A 15,609-nucleotide genomic window follows, 5' to 3' on the forward strand; every position below is an offset into this window, starting at 1 on the left:
ACTTTATACTTAAAATCATAACACTACTGGGAGGAATTATGACAAACCAATTAGACCACTATATATCCAACCACATCAAAAGTCTTTACCGGCATAAGCTTTTTTCGCCAATTCTATATATGATACTGTTGATTGTTCTTTGGATTATCTTTCCCATCGGCACCATCTTAAGTCCGAAAGTTATCAACGAAAAAACTTCTCTTGATAAATTATATAAAGAGAATGACCGGTATGTCAGTATTACGCTGACGGATTTAAAATTTACCGGATACACACAGGAAGTCTTAGGGCAGACCCATGGATATTACTACTATACGATTCAGGATGGGTGCTGTAATATCGTACTGCTCTCTCCGAAGACCAGCGAAGAGGGACTTCCGAATATTAACAAAGTAACCGTCCATGCCAAAATCCAGACCGCAACCAAATCCTACCATACCCTGCTTTCTAAAATTGCAGCAGATTTGAACTGGACAGACAGCGGTATTTACGGAGAAAGCTCCTCCTATTATATCAGTGAGCCCGGTTTCCGTTACGGCTTCAGTATCTTTCTGATCCTGCTTTTTGCATGCAGTGGACTTTATGCCATTTTCAGTATCATATGTTATTTTGTATACATTCATTTTCCATGGCTGTCACCGCCCTGCCAGCAGCTTGCCCGGTTCGGTTCTCCGAAGACTCTTCTTATGCAGGCAGAAGAGGAACTGGCGACACTGCCACAGCTGGCTACGGAAGATATGTTTATTACCGAGCATTTCTTTATTGAAATCTCTACGGATGGAATTGCCTTTGTTCCGATTCAGGAAATCATCTGGCTTTATAAACATTCCACCCTGCACAAGTTCTTCTGGTACCATTTCAGTATCTCCTATACGCTGTGTATCTCTGCGAAAAAGCACTTATACATCCAGTGTCCGAAGAACTTAAAATCCGATATCGACGGTATCATCGACTACTTAGCAGAAGCAAATCATGATATTCTTGTAGGCTTCAACGAAAAGAACCGCCTGAAGGTACAGGAAATTCAGGGAACACCATTGCAGTTTGAGAAGTTTATTGCACTGTTGAAAAAAAGATTATAAAAAATATGGGAATTCCGCATTACGGACTTCCCATATTCCCGGTATTTAATATTACCGGCAGGATGTGCTGATTGATTCAATGGCTACTGCCCCGCCACGCACTACTTCGATGGTCCTGAAGCGGCGTTTTAAAAGAGCTATCAGTTCATTGTTGCGGCGTTCTGTCAGCTTGCACTCTAACAATACGCTGTCTTCCCCAATATCTGCCACATCTACTTTAAAGGTTGTTGCAATCTGAAATACCTCCGCTTTATCTTCCACGCTGCAATGCAGCACTTTTGCAAAAAGAATCTCTTTCATATGGATTGGTACATTGGTTAAATCAATTACCTTAATGACCTCTACCATACTGTTTAACTGCTTCTTAATCTGTTCAAATGTAATATCATCACTGGTTACACAGATTGTCATACGGGACACACTCTCATCTTCCGTGGTTCCTACGGTAAGACTCTGGAGGTTATAGGATTTGCCGGAAAAAAGTCCGGAAACCTTCGCCAGTACACCAACCTGGTTTTCTACATATAATGCAATCCATCTGTTTTTCATACCAACGTTCCTCCTATTTCAAAATCATCTGGCTCATTGCAGTTCCACTCTTAACCATCGGAAGTACAATGTCCTCTGTTGCAATCATAAATTCTATTACGGTAGAAGTCTTTTTATTCTTCTTTGCCTCTTCGAAGGCTGCATTCATTTCTTCGGTGTTCGTTACACGAATACCCTTTGTGCCATAGCTTTCTGCCCATTTCACAAAATCCGGTTCATATACCGGGCAGTCTTTTCCCGGTCCCTTACAGTTGCTTGGACATTCCTTATGCTGACGCAGGCAGGTTGCAGAATAACGTTTTCCGTAGAAAAGCTGCTGCTGCTGGCGAACCATGCCAAGATAAAAATTATTTAAAATGCAGACAATTACCGGTGCATCCTGGCATACTGCAGTTGCCATTTCCTGCATATTCATCTGGAATCCACCATCTCCGGTGATACAGATAACCTCTTTTTCCGGACAGCCGATTTTTGCTCCGACTGCTGCCGGGAATCCAAAGCCCATTGTTCCAAGGCCCCCTGATGTAATAAAGGTTCCGCCACGTTCCATCTCAAGATACTGGGTTGCCCACATCTGATGCTGCCCAACATCTGTTGCAATAATGGCTCCTTTGAAATGCTCATTGATTCCTTCCATAATCATCTGTGGGGAAAGTCCCTTATCTCTTCGCATTTCCAGAGGATTTTCTTTGTTCCATTCCTCAATGCGGGCTATCCAGGCTGTTGTTTTCTTCGGTTCTGCCCACTCTGATAATTTTTCCAGTGCGGTTCTTGCATCTGCTACTACCGGTACATCCACCACAACGTTTCTGGAAATGGATGCTGTATCCACATCCACATGAACAATTTTTGCCTTTGGTGCAAACTCATTCAAATCGCCGGTAATGCGGTCATTGAATCTTGTTCCGATGGAGAATAATACATCACACTCAGAAACTGCCATATTAGCTGCATATCTTCCATGCATACCGCAGTTTCCCATATAATAAGGATTGGATGTGCCAATGGCTCCTTTTCCCATAATGGTGGTAACAACCGGCACCTGCATTTTAGTAACAAATTCATCAAAAATATCATTGGCACGGGCAATGTTGATTCCGCCTCCGGCAAGAATCAATGGTTTCTTGGCACTCTTTAAAAGCTTATATGCCTTTTTCAACTGTCCAATATGTACGCCTTCATTTGGCTTGTAACCACGAATCTGCACACTCTTTGGATAATCGGATGGTCCACTCTCTAACTGGATATCCTTTGGGATATCCACAAGAACCGGTCCCGGTTTTCCGGTGGTTGCAATGTGAAATGCCATGCGGATTATTTTTCCCAAATCTTTTCTGTCCCGAACGGTTACGCCGTATTTTGTTATGGAACGGGTCATTCCTACAATATCAACCTCCTGAAAGGCATCATTTCCAATCAACGGAAGTGGCACCTGACCGGTAATGCAGACAAGCGGAATGCTGTCAAAATGCGCATCTGCGAGTCCTGTAATAATATTGGTGGCACCCGGTCCGCTGGTTACCAGGCATACGCCTGGCTTTCCGGTAGCTCTCGCATATCCTTCTGCCTCATGAATCAGTCCCTGCTCATGTCTGGGAAGCACCAGGTGAATATCATCCTGTTTATATAATTCATCAAAAAGGTCGGTGACCATTCCGCCCGGATAGCCAAATATGGTATCCACGCCTTCTTCCATCATCGCCTTTACAAATAATTTTCTTCCTGTAATATCCATCTAACGTCCTCCTCTATATCAATCCCATGGTCTTAAGGATAAAAATCCAGCCAGTTAAGGTAAATGCTCCCAAAAGCGTTGTTGTCACAATAATACTTGCTGTCAGCACACCATCATTTTTCATGTTCTTTGCCATAATATAGCAGCTTGGTGTAGTTGGTGATGCAAGCATAATCAGAATTGCAATCATCTTTTCTCCGGTAAATCCCAAGGCTGCTGCCACCGGAAGTAATAAAAGCGGCTGTATCACAAGCTTGATTGCAGATGCTGCAAGGGTCGGTCTGATTTTTGCCAGGGCTTTTCTTCCCTCAAAGCCTGCACCCAGTGCAATCAACGCCAGTGGTGTTGCCATCTTTGCCACATTCTCAATGGTCTTATCTACCATGGTAGGAAAATCAAGGGACAATAATGCTGCCACCATACCAAAGGCAATTCCAAGGATAATCGGATTCTTTAATATGTTAAGAAATGCTTTCTTGATTCTGCCACCATGTACTGCCTCTTCTCCTTCTCCATCTTCATTGGCTTCAAAGGTCAGTACAATAACAGAAAAGATATTATAAAGCGGCACTGCCCCGATAATCATCAATGGTCCCATGGCAGAACTGCCATAAATATTTTCAATAAAGGCAAGTCCCATGACTGCGGCACTGCTCCGGAAGGAGCTTTGCACAAATGCACCACGGATGGTTTTATCCTTTACAAAGAGCTTTGTGGCTCCCCAGATTACCCAGAAACAGGCGGTACTTGCCAGTGCACAGAAAAGCACATATTTCAAATCAAAGATTTCCCGGATATTTACCGTAGAAATATCCCGAAATAACATAAATGGCAAGGTCACCTTAAAATTAAACTTATTCGCCACCGTTACAAAATTATCATTAAGCATACCAATCTGCTTTAAGATATAACCGATTACCATCACAAGAAAGATTGGCATGGTGGTATTTAAACTGAAAATAAGATTATTCATTTCTTACACGTTTCTTTCTGCTTATCTTATTCTTTCATATTTTAAGAAGTAATACTCCAGATCAAAATAGGTCTGTTCATCACTGTCTTCTGTAATCTGCCATTCTTCCTTTTCATCCAGATTCGGGAAATAGGCATCTGCATCATATGCGTAGTCAATCTTCGTAATATGTGCTACATCGCACTCATCCAAAAGCTGACGGTAAATGCTTTCACCGCCAATAACATAGACATCCTCACTGTTATACTGCTCTAACTCTTTATGCAGTTCGTCTAAATCATGCACCACAATGGCATCCTTCACTTTATAATTCTTATCACTGGTCAGTACAATATTGACACGGTTCTTAAGAGGCTGTCCATTTGGAAAGCTTTCCAAGGTCTTACGTCCCATGACTACCACTTTCCCGGTTGTGGTCTGACGGAAAAATTTCATATCATCCGGAATGCTTACCAGTAATTTATTCTTATAGCCAATTGCCCAATTAGCATCTACTGCTGCGATTAAATTCATCTCTTTCACCTGCTCCTTTTATATTGCGATTGGAATATCCTGAATCTGTGGTCCTGTCACATAATTATCAAGACGTACATCATTTCTGGTAAATTCATAGAAATCCTTTACATCCGGATTCAGCCAGAATGTCGGTGCGTCATACGTCGGTCTTTGAATCAGTTCCTTTATAATAGGAATATGCCGGTCATAAATATGTGCATCTGCAATCACATGCACTAACTCTCCCACACGCATATCGCACACCTGTGCCAGCATATGCATCAGTACTGCATACTGGCAGACATTCCAGTTATTGGCAGCTAAGATATCCTGGGAACGCTGATTTAAAATTGCATTCAAAGTCAGCTTATCGTCCCCCTTCTTCTGGGTTACATTAAAGGTCATGCTGTATGCGCATGGATAAAGATGCATCTCACTTAAATCCTGATGTACATATATGTTGGTCATGATTCTTCTGCTGAAAGGATTGTTCTTAAGGTCATAAATCACACGGTCTACCTGATCAAACATTCCTTCCTTATATTTATGCTTTACTCCCATCTGGTAGCCATATGCTTTTCCAATGGAGCCTGTCTCATCTGCCCATTCATCCCAGACATGGCTGTGTAAGTCATTGACATTATTGGACTTCAACTGCCAGATCCATAACATCTCATCGGTACAGCTCTTGATTGCTGTCTTTCGTAATGTAATTGCCGGAAATTCTTTGGATAAATCATACCTGTTTACCACACCAAATTTCTTAATTGTATAAGCACTGGTTCCATCCTCCCAATGTGGGCGGACCTTTTCTCCTTCTGTACTTACCCCGTTGTCCAATATATCCTGACACATATCGATAAAAATTTTATCTGCCAGACTCATGCTGCGGCACCTCCTGCGCTAGTTTTTTCACTGTTTAGAGTATATTCTAAATTAATATTGTATCGGATAATCCCACCAAGCGCAAGAGTAGAAAATTTAACATTACAAATTTATGATTGCAGCTTGTGCATTTTCTTTTTTACCTGCAAGTTGTCTTATCAATTTTTATTATTTTATACATTATGTAATCTTAAAATCTTTCTTTTAAGGTTTATGTTAATTTATTTTCTGATTTTATTATTTTTTAGAAGAAGGGAATGTGCCGGACTGGGGGATGGGCGGAAGAATTGGTCTATCCCAATATGAACCGGTCTGTTCTAATATGAATTGAATTATCGTAGTATGATTGGTTTTTATTTTATCAAAATTTATTATGTCTTGTTTTAATTTCAAGAATTCGTCATTGATTCTCGTCTCTTTATTGCATTGCATTTTTAAGCATAGAAAAAGTACCCGTAAATTTTTCTGTTTTTTACGGATACTTTTCTTATCTTTCTATTTTGTCGGTTTGTTAAATAATTCTTTAACTTTATGCTTCATCTATGGCTTTTCCAATGTCATGGCGCATATACTTGTTATCGAAGTCTACCCACTCCGTTGCCTTATAAGCATTGGCTCTTGCTTCTTTTAAGGTAGCTCCCTTGGCTGTGATGCCAAGTACACGGCCTCCGTTGGTTACAATTTTTCCTTCCTCATTTAACTTGGTTCCAGCATGGAAACAGTAGTAACCTTCTTTGCCATCAAAGTTCTCAAGGCCTTTGATTTCAAATCCTTTTTCATATGCCACCGGATATCCGTCAGATGCAAGAACAACGCATACAGCTGCATTATCTTCAAACTGTAAATCAATGGTATCTAATTTACCGTCTACGCAGGCTTCCATTACATCAATGATGTCATTTTTCATTCTCGGAAGAACTACCTGAGCCTCCGGGTCACCAAAACGGGCATTGTACTCTAATACCTTTGGTCCATCCTCTGTCAGCATCAGACCGAAGAAAATAACACCTACAAATGGTCTTCCTTCTGCTGCCATGGCATCTACGGTTGCCTGATAGATATATTTCTTACAGAAATCATCTACTTCTTTGGTATAGAAAGGACTTGGAGAGAAGTTACCCATTCCACCGGTATTTAAGCCCTGGTCTCCATCTTTGGCACGTTTGTGGTCCTGTGCGGAAGACATAATCTTAATGGTCTTGCCATCTACGAAAGAAAGCACGGATACTTCACGGCCTGTCATGAACTCTTCTACTACCATATGGTTGCCGGCAGAACCAAATTTCTTATCTTCCATGATTTCTTTTACTCCGGCTTTCGCTTCCTCTAAGGTGTTACAAATCAGAACACCTTTACCAAGTGCCAGTCCGTCTGCCTTTAATACGATTGGCATTTTTACAGTTTCCAGATACTCCAATGCCTTTTTCGGGTCATCAAAGGTCTCATATCCTGCGGTCGGAATGTTATATTTCTTCATCAAATCTTTGGAAAATGCTTTGGATCCCTCTAAGATTGCAGCATTCTTTCTCGGTCCGAATACTTTTAATCCTTCTGCTTCAAATACATCTACAATTCCACCAACCAATGGATCATCCATTCCTACGATGGTAAAATCAATCTCTTTTTCCTTTGCAAAAGCTACCAGCTTGTCAAATTCCATGGCTCCAATGTTCACACATTCTGCCAGCTGTCCGATTCCGGCATTGCCCGGTGCACAGTAAATCTTATCTACACGGCTGCTCTTTGCTACGCTTGTCACAATTGCATGTTCTCTTCCGCCGCTTCCAACTACTAATACTTTCATGCTGCTCCTCCTAATCCGGTTATTTTTCTTCTATTTTTCATTCATTTCTATTTAATCTTTATTTATTTTCACTCAATTCTAATGGTCTGCTTTTGGAAGAATCTTCACTTTCCCGTCTTCGACTTTTACTCTTCCATTGGCAATTAAATCAATTGCCTGTGGCATAATTTTCCACTCTGCCTGTTCCATCACACGACGCTGCAGAATCTCCGGTGTATCATCCTCTTCTACTGCAACTGCTTTCTGTAAAATGATTGGGCCAGTATCTGTTCCTTCATCCACAAAATGCACCGTAGCTCCTGTTACCTTCACTCCACGGGAAAGTGCTCCTTCGTGGACTTTTAATCCATAGAAGCCTGTTCCACAGAAAGATGGAATCAGAGATGGATGAATATTGATTATCCGGTTGCGGTACTGTGCAATCATTTCCGGTGGAATTACCACCAAAAATCCTGCCAGCACCACCAAATCTACTTTATATTCATTCAATTTTTCTAAGAAATCAGCATTGAATGCCGCCCGGTTCTCATAGGATTTCGGAGAAATGCAAAGTGCCTTGATATTATGTTTTCTTGCACGCTCTAAGGCATAGGCATTCGGATTATTACTGATTACCACTTCTATCTTTGCATTGGTAATGGTTCCATTATCCATGGCATCGATAATTGCCTGAAGATTGGTTCCACCACCGGATACTAATACTGCAACTTTTAGCATAATGTAACACCCTTTTCTCCGTTTTCAATCTTACCAACAACATATGGCTTGTCTCCGGCAGATTTGATTGCTTCCATGGTTTTATCTACATCTTCCGGTGCAACTGCAAGTACCATACCAAGTCCCATGTTGTAGGTATTGTACATCATTTTCTCTTCTACATTTCCTTCTTTCGCCATCAGGGTAAAGATTGGCGGAATCGGATAGCTGTTCTTTTCAATCACTGCATGTTTTCCTTCCGGAAGCATACGTGGAACATTTTCATAGAAACCACCGCCTGTGATATGGCTGCAGGCTTTTACACGGATGCCGGCATCTTTGATGGCACGCAGTGCTTTTACATAAATTCTGGTTGGTGCAAGTAATGCTTCTCCCAAAGTAGTTCCCAGTTCTTCATGGTATGTATCAAGGGTTTCTTTATCCATAGTAAAGATTTTACGAACCAGTGAAAATCCATTGGAATGTACTCCGGTTGATGCCATACCAATCAGCACATCACCGTCTGCCAGGGTCTCGCCGGTAATCATATCTTTCTTATCACATACACCTACTGCAAATCCAGCCAGGTCATATTCATCCTCTGCCATCAGACCCGGATGCTCTGCAGTCTCTCCACCAATTAATGCTGCATCAGACTGAAGACATCCTTCTGCTACACCTTTTACGATGGCTGCAATTTTCTCCGGATAATTCTTACCACATGCAATATAATCTAAGAAGAATAATGGTTCTCCACCTGCACAGGCAATATCATTTACACACATTGCTACTGCATCAATACCGATGGTATCATGCTTGTCCATAATCATGGCGAGCTTTACTTTCGTGCCACAGCCATCTGTTCCGGATAACAGTACCGGTTCTTCCATTTCTTTAATCTTCTCTAATGAAAATGCTCCGGAAAATCCGCCCAGTCCTCCAAGAACCTCTGGACGCATGGTCTTCTTTACATGCTCCTTCATCAGTTCTACGGACTTATATCCTGCCTCAATATCCACGCCTGCGTTTTTGTAATCCATTGTTCTTCCTCCTGAAATTATTCTTTATCCTGCTCTTTATTTTTTCAGTGCAAGTATGGAAATGCTTCGCATTTCCATACTACGGGCTTTCGCCCTATCAGACCTTTTAATCAGCCCAACGGACTGCTTATAAGTTCTGGCACTGCTCAATGCTACTTACATTATAACGTCATTTGCTTATAAAGACCAATTATATATAGTAATACCACTAATTAGTTTTTCTAATTAATGGTATCTGGTTGCTTATTCCTACTTATAATTTACTTTTATTTCAATCGGGTTGTCCCATCTAATATGGCATAGGTCAAAGTATCTCCCTGATAGGATAATTTCAACGAAAAGAAACTCTCCCTCTCTTCTAACAGCCGGAAAAATATCTTATCCCCCTCCCAGATTGGCAGGTCATATACTTCTTCCTTTGGCACCCATTCCAGTGTTCCTTCGTTGCACTCGGTCATCGTACCGTGGAATTCATCTGCCGTATAAAGAAACATATATTCTGTCGGCCACGCATCGGAATCAAAAGTGACCACGCCCCGCAGCCGATAAGAATCCAAGGTAAGCCCGGTTTCTTCTTTCACTTCCCGAAGCAGGCATTCTTCCGGAGATTCTCCGGCTTCAAAATGTCCGCCGACGCCAACCCATTTATCTTTATTTACATCATGGCTTTTCTTCACCCGGTGCATCATCAGGTAGCAATTTTCCTTTTCTATATAGCAAAGCGTTGTATTTTCCGAACGTCTTTCTTCCATTTTTCTTTCTCTCTTCCGCTTTCTTTTTTACTTTCTTCCATGACTCTATGGTTCTATGCCGCTATCCGAAGCTTCCGGAAGCATACTTTGAAATAAATAATCTCGGCAATTGCTGTAATCGACCAGGAAAATGCATACAAAAGATATAAGGATGCAATGGTTCCAAAATATGCAAAAATCGTATATACCCAGATTACACGGAATACGCAGGAGCCCATGATAACAATAATGGTCGGCACAATGCTCTTTCCAATTCCGCGGGATGCCGCAATAGTGCAGTCCATAAATGCGGAAAGTGCATAGGAAAATCCCATAATCTTAATCCGCTCCATTCCGGCTTCAATTACCTCCGGTTTGCTGGCAAAAAGAGACAGGAACTGTCTTCCGAAAACCACCAGCAGCCCACCAAAAATTACGCCTGCCAGAAACGAATACAATAAACTGATGCGGTAACTTTTTATCATGCGTTCCCTGTTTCCTGCCCCCATATTCTGTCCCATGAAACTGGCGCATGCCGTATAAAATGCTGTCATAATATTAAAAATCAGCGTATCTGCATTGATTGCCGCTGAATTGCCGGACACCATAACCGCATCAAAGGAGTTGACTCCGGTCTGCACAAAAAGATTTGCAATTGCAAAGATTGCATTCTGCATTCCGCCCGGAACGCCAAGCATCAGCACACTTTTCGCCGCTTCCTTGTGAAAACGCAGTCTGGAAAAATAGAGCCTGCAGCTATCCTTTCTCCGGCACAGATGAGAAACCACCAAAATAGCTGACACATACTGAGCAATAACGCTGGCAATTGCCACTCCGCCTGCTGCCATATTACACTGAATAACAAAGAAAAGATTTAATAACACATTTAACACACCGGCAATACTCAGATAAATAAGTGGAAGCTTCGTCTCGCCGGATGCACTTAAAACACCATTTCCAAAATTGTAAATTGCAAGTGCCGGAAGCCCCAGTGCATAAATCCGAAAATATAGTACTGCGCCATCCATAAACTCTGATTTTGTATGTAAAATGTTTAAAAATGGCTCCGCAAATATATTACATATCAGGCACAGTATAAGTCCTGCCACCAGACAAATCAATGCCGCCGTGTGCACGGTTTCTTCCGTTCCCTTCGCATCGCCTACGCCCAGTTTATGCGCTACCCTTACATTAACACCGCCACCCATTCCAATCAGGAAGCCGGTAAATAAGGACACCAACAGCGTGGTCGAGCCAACCGACCCCAGGGGGATATATCCTGCATATTTTCCTACAATTGCTACATCACTTAAATTAAATAATACTTCCAATATCTGAGAACACATCAACGGTATGCTAAAGAGGAAGATGTTCTTCCATAAAGAGCCGGATGTCATCCCGATATTTTTTCTTTTGCTTTTTACGTTACTGCTCATAATTGTGTTTCACTTTATTTCTTTTGCTATTCCTTTCCTACCATATATCTTCTCTGATAATAATCCATTGTACGATAATCTATTACATCACGCATTTGTTCTTCTAATACCGGATTTTTAATCACCGCTTCCATTTCTTTCTTTAACGCCAGGTCTCCATTTTCCTGCTTAACAAAAAATCCCTTTCCAGACTCACATAAGAAATGAACTGGCATCTGCTGAATTTTTTTTCAAATGTTCCTTATCTGAAATTGTACAATATTCTTCATAAGATATATTTGCTTCCAAATCTTTCCAGTTAGTTCCTGTTGAAAAAAATTCTTTCCAGCTACACAACAAATTATCTGCTGTAACCTTTGCTCTTACTTTTCCATAGTTATAAAATGCCATTAAAACCGGCATTTTATATACCTTTGTCATGTTTGTATTTTCCAATAAATGAATAAATTCTTTTCCTATTCCATTGTAAAAGTTCTTTTCTGCATCCGTCAATTCATGCAATTCTTCCAGATATTCCAAATATCTTTTAAAAGGATTATCTTTTGAATGTCTAAGTGCCATCTCATAAATGTCTGAATCCATATATGTAAACAAGTCCAATCTGGATGGTCGTCTTCCCAATAAATCTTTCACCCGAAAATATTCATTCCGAATCAGCTCTTTTACCTTCAGAGATTTCTTATCCATTTTATGGAATAAATCTATCAGTTTCATATCAAAATCAACCAGACAATCATCCGGAAAAGCTGTTCTATCTACTGGATTATAAATATGTTTTTCGGAATAATTTCTTCCTGTCAGGAGAAATCTTGTTTTTCCTGCTTTTTCATAATTTCCTATAAAGTCAAGAACGTTCAGGAATTCTTTTCCCCTGCTTTTTCGAAGACCTCTTCCTAACTGCTGTAGAAATACAATCGGTGATTCTGTTGGTCTTAAGAACATAACCATATCTACCGAAGTGATATCAACACCTTCATTAAACATATCTACCGAAAAAATTACACAAATAGTCCTCAATTCCAAACATAAGATACGCATAAATGTTTCCTCTATACTTGCTTGGAATTTCAAGTTGTTTATCAATTATGTCTTCAACTGTCTTGAAGCCATTTTGACGGAGATATTCCAATGTCGTTTTACACACTTTTAATGTCCCTATGCTTTGTTTTTTTACCTCCGAAGGAACTTTATATACTATACGTTTTTCTGACATAATCTGTTCTCCTCACACATCTTCGTTTATGTCTTACACATCCGTTCACAACTATTTTCATACTTCATGCCAATATCTCATCCAGCAAAGTTCTATATTTTTCATTCAAAGATGCTGTCATTAAATTATACCATACTTCTCTTGTGTATCTTCCGTTTTCTATACACCACATCTTATAATGAAGTTCGTTACTCTTAGTATGTAAATCGACAGGTACATCTGGTTCACATTCTGAATATTTCTTTATATATTCCGACATTTCATATTGATTTTTTGTACAGTCAATATGTGTAAAACAATCATCCTCTGGATAATACATACCGTGTAAAAAAGTAGTTATACAATACTTTCCCTTTGACGCTGTATCTCTGTATGGAAGTGTCTCCAATTCAATATGCCAAAAGTCCTTTTTACTGTTATTATCGACTTTCTTCTTTACCACTAATAAAAGTTTATCTGCTGTGTTTTCATCTATATGAATTGTTATAGTTTTCGGATTTTTTTTAAATAGAATCTTTAAAATGGAACTGTGGTCCCCTATACTTTTCAAAATTCAAAGTTGAATATGATATTGCCTGATTTATGGGCAAAGCCAATCGTTCATCTAGCCTTAATAAAATATTCCCATCTTTTACCTGCTCAGTGATTATTCTTGCAAACGCTGGCATTGTATCCCCAAACCGCATTGTATTTGTATTGGTTAATATACTGTACAGATAGGCTTTCCCTTCAAACACAAAATAATCTCGCTTAAATTCACCCCCATCAACCACCGTCAAATCATACTGGTTTGTTTTTTGGACCAAAACTTGCCCTTCAACAAGATTCTTTATATCTATTCTCTTCTCACGGAATGTGTCTAAAATGTACCCCGTCAAAACAAAAGCATATAATTCACTTAAATCATTTACGGCTTCATTTTCTTCTCCTTTTGCTACTGGTATTATGAATGTATAAGCATAATAATGTATCCAATTATTAATGTCATTATCCAGCATGTATTGAAGCATATCGACTGTGCTAATCCCTGATTCATTAAATTTATCAATAACTATACCTATTAAATTTTCTAAATACTTAGGAATCTCAAATTTTACAATGCGAGAAATTGCCATATAATGTAAATAATTCATCCGTATTGAAAAAATAAGAGATTCAATTCTTTTATATTCAGCAGTTTCTGTAATATCTAATAAAAATTCATCTATTGTCTGATGATTGAACAATCTCTCCAATCACATCACACTCCTATTTCTCACATTTTCAAAACTCTCAATCCTGTTGAGAGTTTTTCACCTCTTCCTCTGCAATATCATATAACTCAGCTAGTTTTCTCTGCAGAATACTCTTATCAATCAACTTAGTTTTATATTCAGCAATCATTGTCTGCGATAAACTTCTACTCAAAGAATATTCAACGACATCCGTATCAGCATTTTTACAAAGAATCATTCCTACACTCGGATTTTCATGAGGCTTCTTAATATCTCTATCCAATGCCTCTAAATAAAAATCCATTTTTCCCATATATTCAGGTTTGAAATCATCAATTTTTAGATCGATTGCAACTAAACACTGTAACTCTCTGTGATAAAGCTTTTTTGCTTCCGTTATAAGCTTATCCTCATCCTTGCAAATGCTTGTAAAATCAACATTTGAGCTTTTCATATCCTTAGTTACTCTTAGACGTTTTGTGAGCATTTATACGTCTAAAAGATGTCTTTTCATTTAAAATACGTCTTTTTAATTTATAGCATGTGCTTCATTTATCAGCACATTAAACACAAAATATTTTAACACCTTTTGTTCAGTATGAATAGGTATATTTTCTGCCTTCCAAAGATCCATTCACCGGACTCTTTTCTAAAAAATATCCATATTTTTTGATAATTTCTCAATTACTGATTTGGTAACATCAGGATTAGCTTCCGCATAGATATTCATAGTTGTCGATACATCCGCATGTATCATTACCTCTTGAATTACTTTGATGTTGATTTCATTCTCGCAAAATCTTGATGCAAATGTGTGTCTGAAAATATGACAAGAGAATCTTGGAATCATAATGGGTTCTCTCTTCTCTTTTTTAGCAGCCACCTCTTCCTCAGAATTATGTGTATCCACAATTCTTTTGATTGCCCGGTTAACTGCTGCTGGATTATGTGGCATTCCAAATCGGTTTGTAAATACAAAATTAGTCATACCATCTACATTCTCTGTGCAAAAGTCTTCCTGCTTCTGCCTGTCATATTCTTCCTGAAGCACATCATATACCTGTTGCATCATTGGTATTCTACGATTTCCTGCTTCTGTTTTTGGCAACGAAACTCTGAACTCACATTTGTATGAATCATCCGCTCTCTGATAATAAGTTAAGCTGTGATTAATATCTATGATACGATTCTCCAAATCAATATCATCCCAGCGTATTCCTATTGCCTCTCCTATTCTGCATCCGGTTCCAAGTAAAAACACAAAGAACGGATACCAATGATAGAAGAACGGATTCTTTGCAATATATTCCATGAACTTTCTCTGCTGATCCACAGTCAATGCTCTACGACTCTTTTTTGAGCCTCCATTACGTTTTTTCACTTCACAGTATGCACCATCTACTGGATTCTTCCTTATTATATCGTCACGCACCGCAAGCTGAAATGTTGGTCTTAATACTGTATTAATTGTCTCTAGCGTATTAATCTGTAAGCCTTGATTATTAATCAGGTCTGTATAAAAGAATAATACATCTGAATACTTCACATCTTTGACCTTTTTCTTGCCGAATGTATCACGAATAAAGCGATTCCATGTATATAAGTAATTACTGTAAGTCGTGCTACGCAATTCTGTTTTAGTTGATATGTACCTATCAAACAGAAAATTCACATCCGCCTTTCCTGCAACATAGACATCGAGTCCTGTACCGACCCCTAAAAGTTAGACCAAAAAATCTAACGATTGGAGGTCGGT

At 39.4% G+C, this 15,609-nt stretch carries 18 protein-coding genes; 1 reads left to right on the forward strand and 17 read right to left on the reverse strand.

Annotated elements, in window-relative coordinates; translation table 11 throughout:
- The first annotated feature begins 38 nt into the window (after positions 1–38).
- On the forward strand, positions 39–1,082 hold the full coding sequence (locus tag DWX96_RS13100; RefSeq protein ID WP_022243394.1) for a DUF6709 family protein: 1,044 nt from the start codon (positions 39–41) through the stop codon (positions 1,080–1,082).
- Positions 1,083–1,133: 51 nt separating this feature from the next.
- Here DWX96_RS13100 and ilvN read toward each other — a convergent pair whose 3' ends face one another.
- The 17 genes from ilvN to DWX96_RS13180 all read right to left on the reverse strand — a co-directional run bounded on the left by ilvN (position 1,134) and on the right by DWX96_RS13180 (position 15,399).
- Complete coding sequence (ilvN, locus tag DWX96_RS13105; RefSeq protein WP_117698016.1) at positions 1,134–1,631, reverse strand: acetolactate synthase small subunit; 498 nt, start codon at positions 1,629–1,631, stop codon at positions 1,134–1,136.
- 13 nt (positions 1,632–1,644) lie between these two features.
- Positions 1,645–3,366 (reverse strand): biosynthetic-type acetolactate synthase large subunit, encoded by a 1,722-nt coding sequence (gene ilvB, locus DWX96_RS13110; protein WP_118057713.1) that lies wholly within the window; start codon positions 3,364–3,366, stop codon positions 1,645–1,647.
- A 13-nt stretch (positions 3,367–3,379) separates the two neighbouring features.
- On the reverse strand, positions 3,380–4,339 hold the full coding sequence (locus DWX96_RS13115) for an AEC family transporter (protein ID WP_118057712.1): 960 nt from the start codon (positions 4,337–4,339) through the stop codon (positions 3,380–3,382).
- A 21-nt stretch (positions 4,340–4,360) separates the two neighbouring features.
- Positions 4,361–4,852: a dihydrofolate reductase gene (locus DWX96_RS13120; protein ID WP_117841761.1), complete on the reverse strand. Its 492-nt coding sequence runs from the start codon at positions 4,850–4,852 to the stop codon at positions 4,361–4,363.
- Positions 4,853–4,870: 18 nt separating this feature from the next.
- Positions 4,871–5,719, reverse strand: coding sequence for a thymidylate synthase (gene thyA / locus DWX96_RS13125; protein WP_117698015.1), 849 nt, complete (start codon positions 5,717–5,719; stop codon positions 4,871–4,873).
- Between the two features lie 529 nt (positions 5,720–6,248).
- Positions 6,249–7,523: a phosphoribosylamine--glycine ligase gene (purD, locus tag DWX96_RS13130; RefSeq protein WP_118057711.1), complete on the reverse strand. Its 1,275-nt coding sequence runs from the start codon at positions 7,521–7,523 to the stop codon at positions 6,249–6,251.
- 78 nt (positions 7,524–7,601) lie between these two features.
- Positions 7,602–8,240, reverse strand: coding sequence for a phosphoribosylglycinamide formyltransferase (purN, locus tag DWX96_RS13135; RefSeq protein WP_118057710.1), 639 nt, complete (start codon positions 8,238–8,240; stop codon positions 7,602–7,604).
- Positions 8,234–9,259, reverse strand: a complete 1,026-nt coding sequence (gene purM, locus DWX96_RS13140; RefSeq protein ID WP_022243386.1) for a phosphoribosylformylglycinamidine cyclo-ligase — start codon at positions 9,257–9,259, stop codon at positions 8,234–8,236. Before purM ends, purN begins: the two co-directional genes overlap by 7 nt.
- A 266-nt stretch (positions 9,260–9,525) precedes the next feature.
- A complete protein-coding gene (locus DWX96_RS13145; RefSeq protein WP_118057709.1) occupies positions 9,526–10,011 on the reverse strand; it encodes an NUDIX hydrolase in 486 nt (161 codons plus the stop codon).
- 53 nt (positions 10,012–10,064) lie between these two features.
- Positions 10,065–11,426: an MATE family efflux transporter gene (locus DWX96_RS13150; RefSeq protein WP_118057708.1), complete on the reverse strand. Its 1,362-nt coding sequence runs from the start codon at positions 11,424–11,426 to the stop codon at positions 10,065–10,067.
- A gap of 26 nt (positions 11,427–11,452) precedes the next feature.
- A complete protein-coding gene (locus DWX96_RS14665) occupies positions 11,453–11,641 on the reverse strand; it encodes a hypothetical protein (protein ID WP_242988804.1) in 189 nt (62 codons plus the stop codon).
- The gene (locus DWX96_RS13155; protein ID WP_242988805.1) at positions 11,619–12,464 is read right to left on the reverse strand and encodes a helicase-related protein; all 846 of its coding nucleotides are present in this window, start codon (positions 12,462–12,464) and stop codon (positions 11,619–11,621) included. Before DWX96_RS13155 ends, DWX96_RS14665 begins: the two co-directional genes overlap by 23 nt.
- A complete protein-coding gene (locus tag DWX96_RS14305; RefSeq protein WP_118083010.1) occupies positions 12,403–12,639 on the reverse strand; it encodes a hypothetical protein in 237 nt (78 codons plus the stop codon). Before DWX96_RS14305 ends, DWX96_RS13155 begins: the two co-directional genes overlap by 62 nt.
- A gap of 64 nt (positions 12,640–12,703) precedes the next feature.
- The gene (locus DWX96_RS13165; RefSeq protein ID WP_118057707.1) at positions 12,704–13,081 is read right to left on the reverse strand and encodes a hypothetical protein; all 378 of its coding nucleotides are present in this window, start codon (positions 13,079–13,081) and stop codon (positions 12,704–12,706) included.
- A 61-nt stretch (positions 13,082–13,142) separates the two neighbouring features.
- The gene (locus DWX96_RS13170) at positions 13,143–13,874 is read right to left on the reverse strand and encodes a hypothetical protein (protein WP_118057706.1); all 732 of its coding nucleotides are present in this window, start codon (positions 13,872–13,874) and stop codon (positions 13,143–13,145) included.
- Between the two features lie 37 nt (positions 13,875–13,911).
- Entirely contained in the window at positions 13,912–14,307 is a 396-nt protein-coding gene (locus DWX96_RS13175) for a PDDEXK nuclease domain-containing protein (RefSeq protein WP_330416202.1), read from the reverse strand.
- A 195-nt stretch (positions 14,308–14,502) separates the two neighbouring features.
- Positions 14,503–15,399, reverse strand: a complete 897-nt coding sequence (locus DWX96_RS13180; protein ID WP_330416201.1) for a site-specific integrase — start codon at positions 15,397–15,399, stop codon at positions 14,503–14,505.
- Between the last annotated feature and the right edge of the window lie 210 nt (positions 15,400–15,609).

This window comes from Roseburia sp. AF22-2LB (genome assembly GCF_003461125.1).
GTDB classification, from domain to species: Bacteria; Bacillota; Clostridia; order Lachnospirales; family Lachnospiraceae; genus Roseburia_C; species Roseburia_C amylophila.

Coding starts and splice junctions, on each gene's coding strand:
- ilvB (WP_118057713.1), bottom strand. CDS start 3,366: ATGGATATTACAGGAAGAAAATTATTTGTAAAGGCGATGATGGAAGAA.
- ilvN (WP_117698016.1), bottom strand. CDS start 1,631: ATGAAAAACAGATGGATTGCATTATATGTAGAAAACCAGGTTGGTGTA.
- purM (WP_022243386.1), bottom strand. CDS start 9,259: ATGGATTACAAAAACGCAGGCGTGGATATTGAGGCAGGATATAAGTCC.
- thyA (WP_117698015.1), bottom strand. CDS start 5,719: ATGAGTCTGGCAGATAAAATTTTTATCGATATGTGTCAGGATATATTG.
- purN (WP_118057710.1), bottom strand. CDS start 8,240: ATGCTAAAAGTTGCAGTATTAGTATCCGGTGGTGGAACCAATCTTCAG.
- DWX96_RS13175 (WP_330416202.1), bottom strand. CDS start 14,307: ATGAAAAGCTCAAATGTTGATTTTACAAGCATTTGCAAGGATGAGGAT.
- DWX96_RS14305 (WP_118083010.1), bottom strand. CDS start 12,639: ATGTCAGAAAAACGTATAGTATATAAAGTTCCTTCGGAGGTAAAAAAA.
- purD (WP_118057711.1), bottom strand. CDS start 7,523: ATGAAAGTATTAGTAGTTGGAAGCGGCGGAAGAGAACATGCAATTGTG.
- DWX96_RS13150 (WP_118057708.1), bottom strand. CDS start 11,426: ATGAGCAGTAACGTAAAAAGCAAAAGAAAAAATATCGGGATGACATCC.
- DWX96_RS13115 (WP_118057712.1), bottom strand. CDS start 4,339: ATGAATAATCTTATTTTCAGTTTAAATACCACCATGCCAATCTTTCTT.
- DWX96_RS13100 (WP_022243394.1), top strand. CDS start 39: ATGACAAACCAATTAGACCACTATATATCCAACCACATCAAAAGTCTT.
- DWX96_RS13120 (WP_117841761.1), bottom strand. CDS start 4,852: ATGAATTTAATCGCAGCAGTAGATGCTAATTGGGCAATTGGCTATAAG.
- DWX96_RS13145 (WP_118057709.1), bottom strand. CDS start 10,011: ATGGAAGAAAGACGTTCGGAAAATACAACGCTTTGCTATATAGAAAAG.
- DWX96_RS13155 (WP_242988805.1), bottom strand. CDS start 12,464: ATGCGTATCTTATGTTTGGAATTGAGGACTATTTGTGTAATTTTTTCG.
- DWX96_RS14665 (WP_242988804.1), bottom strand. CDS start 11,641: ATGCCAGTTCATTTCTTATGTGAGTCTGGAAAGGGATTTTTTGTTAAG.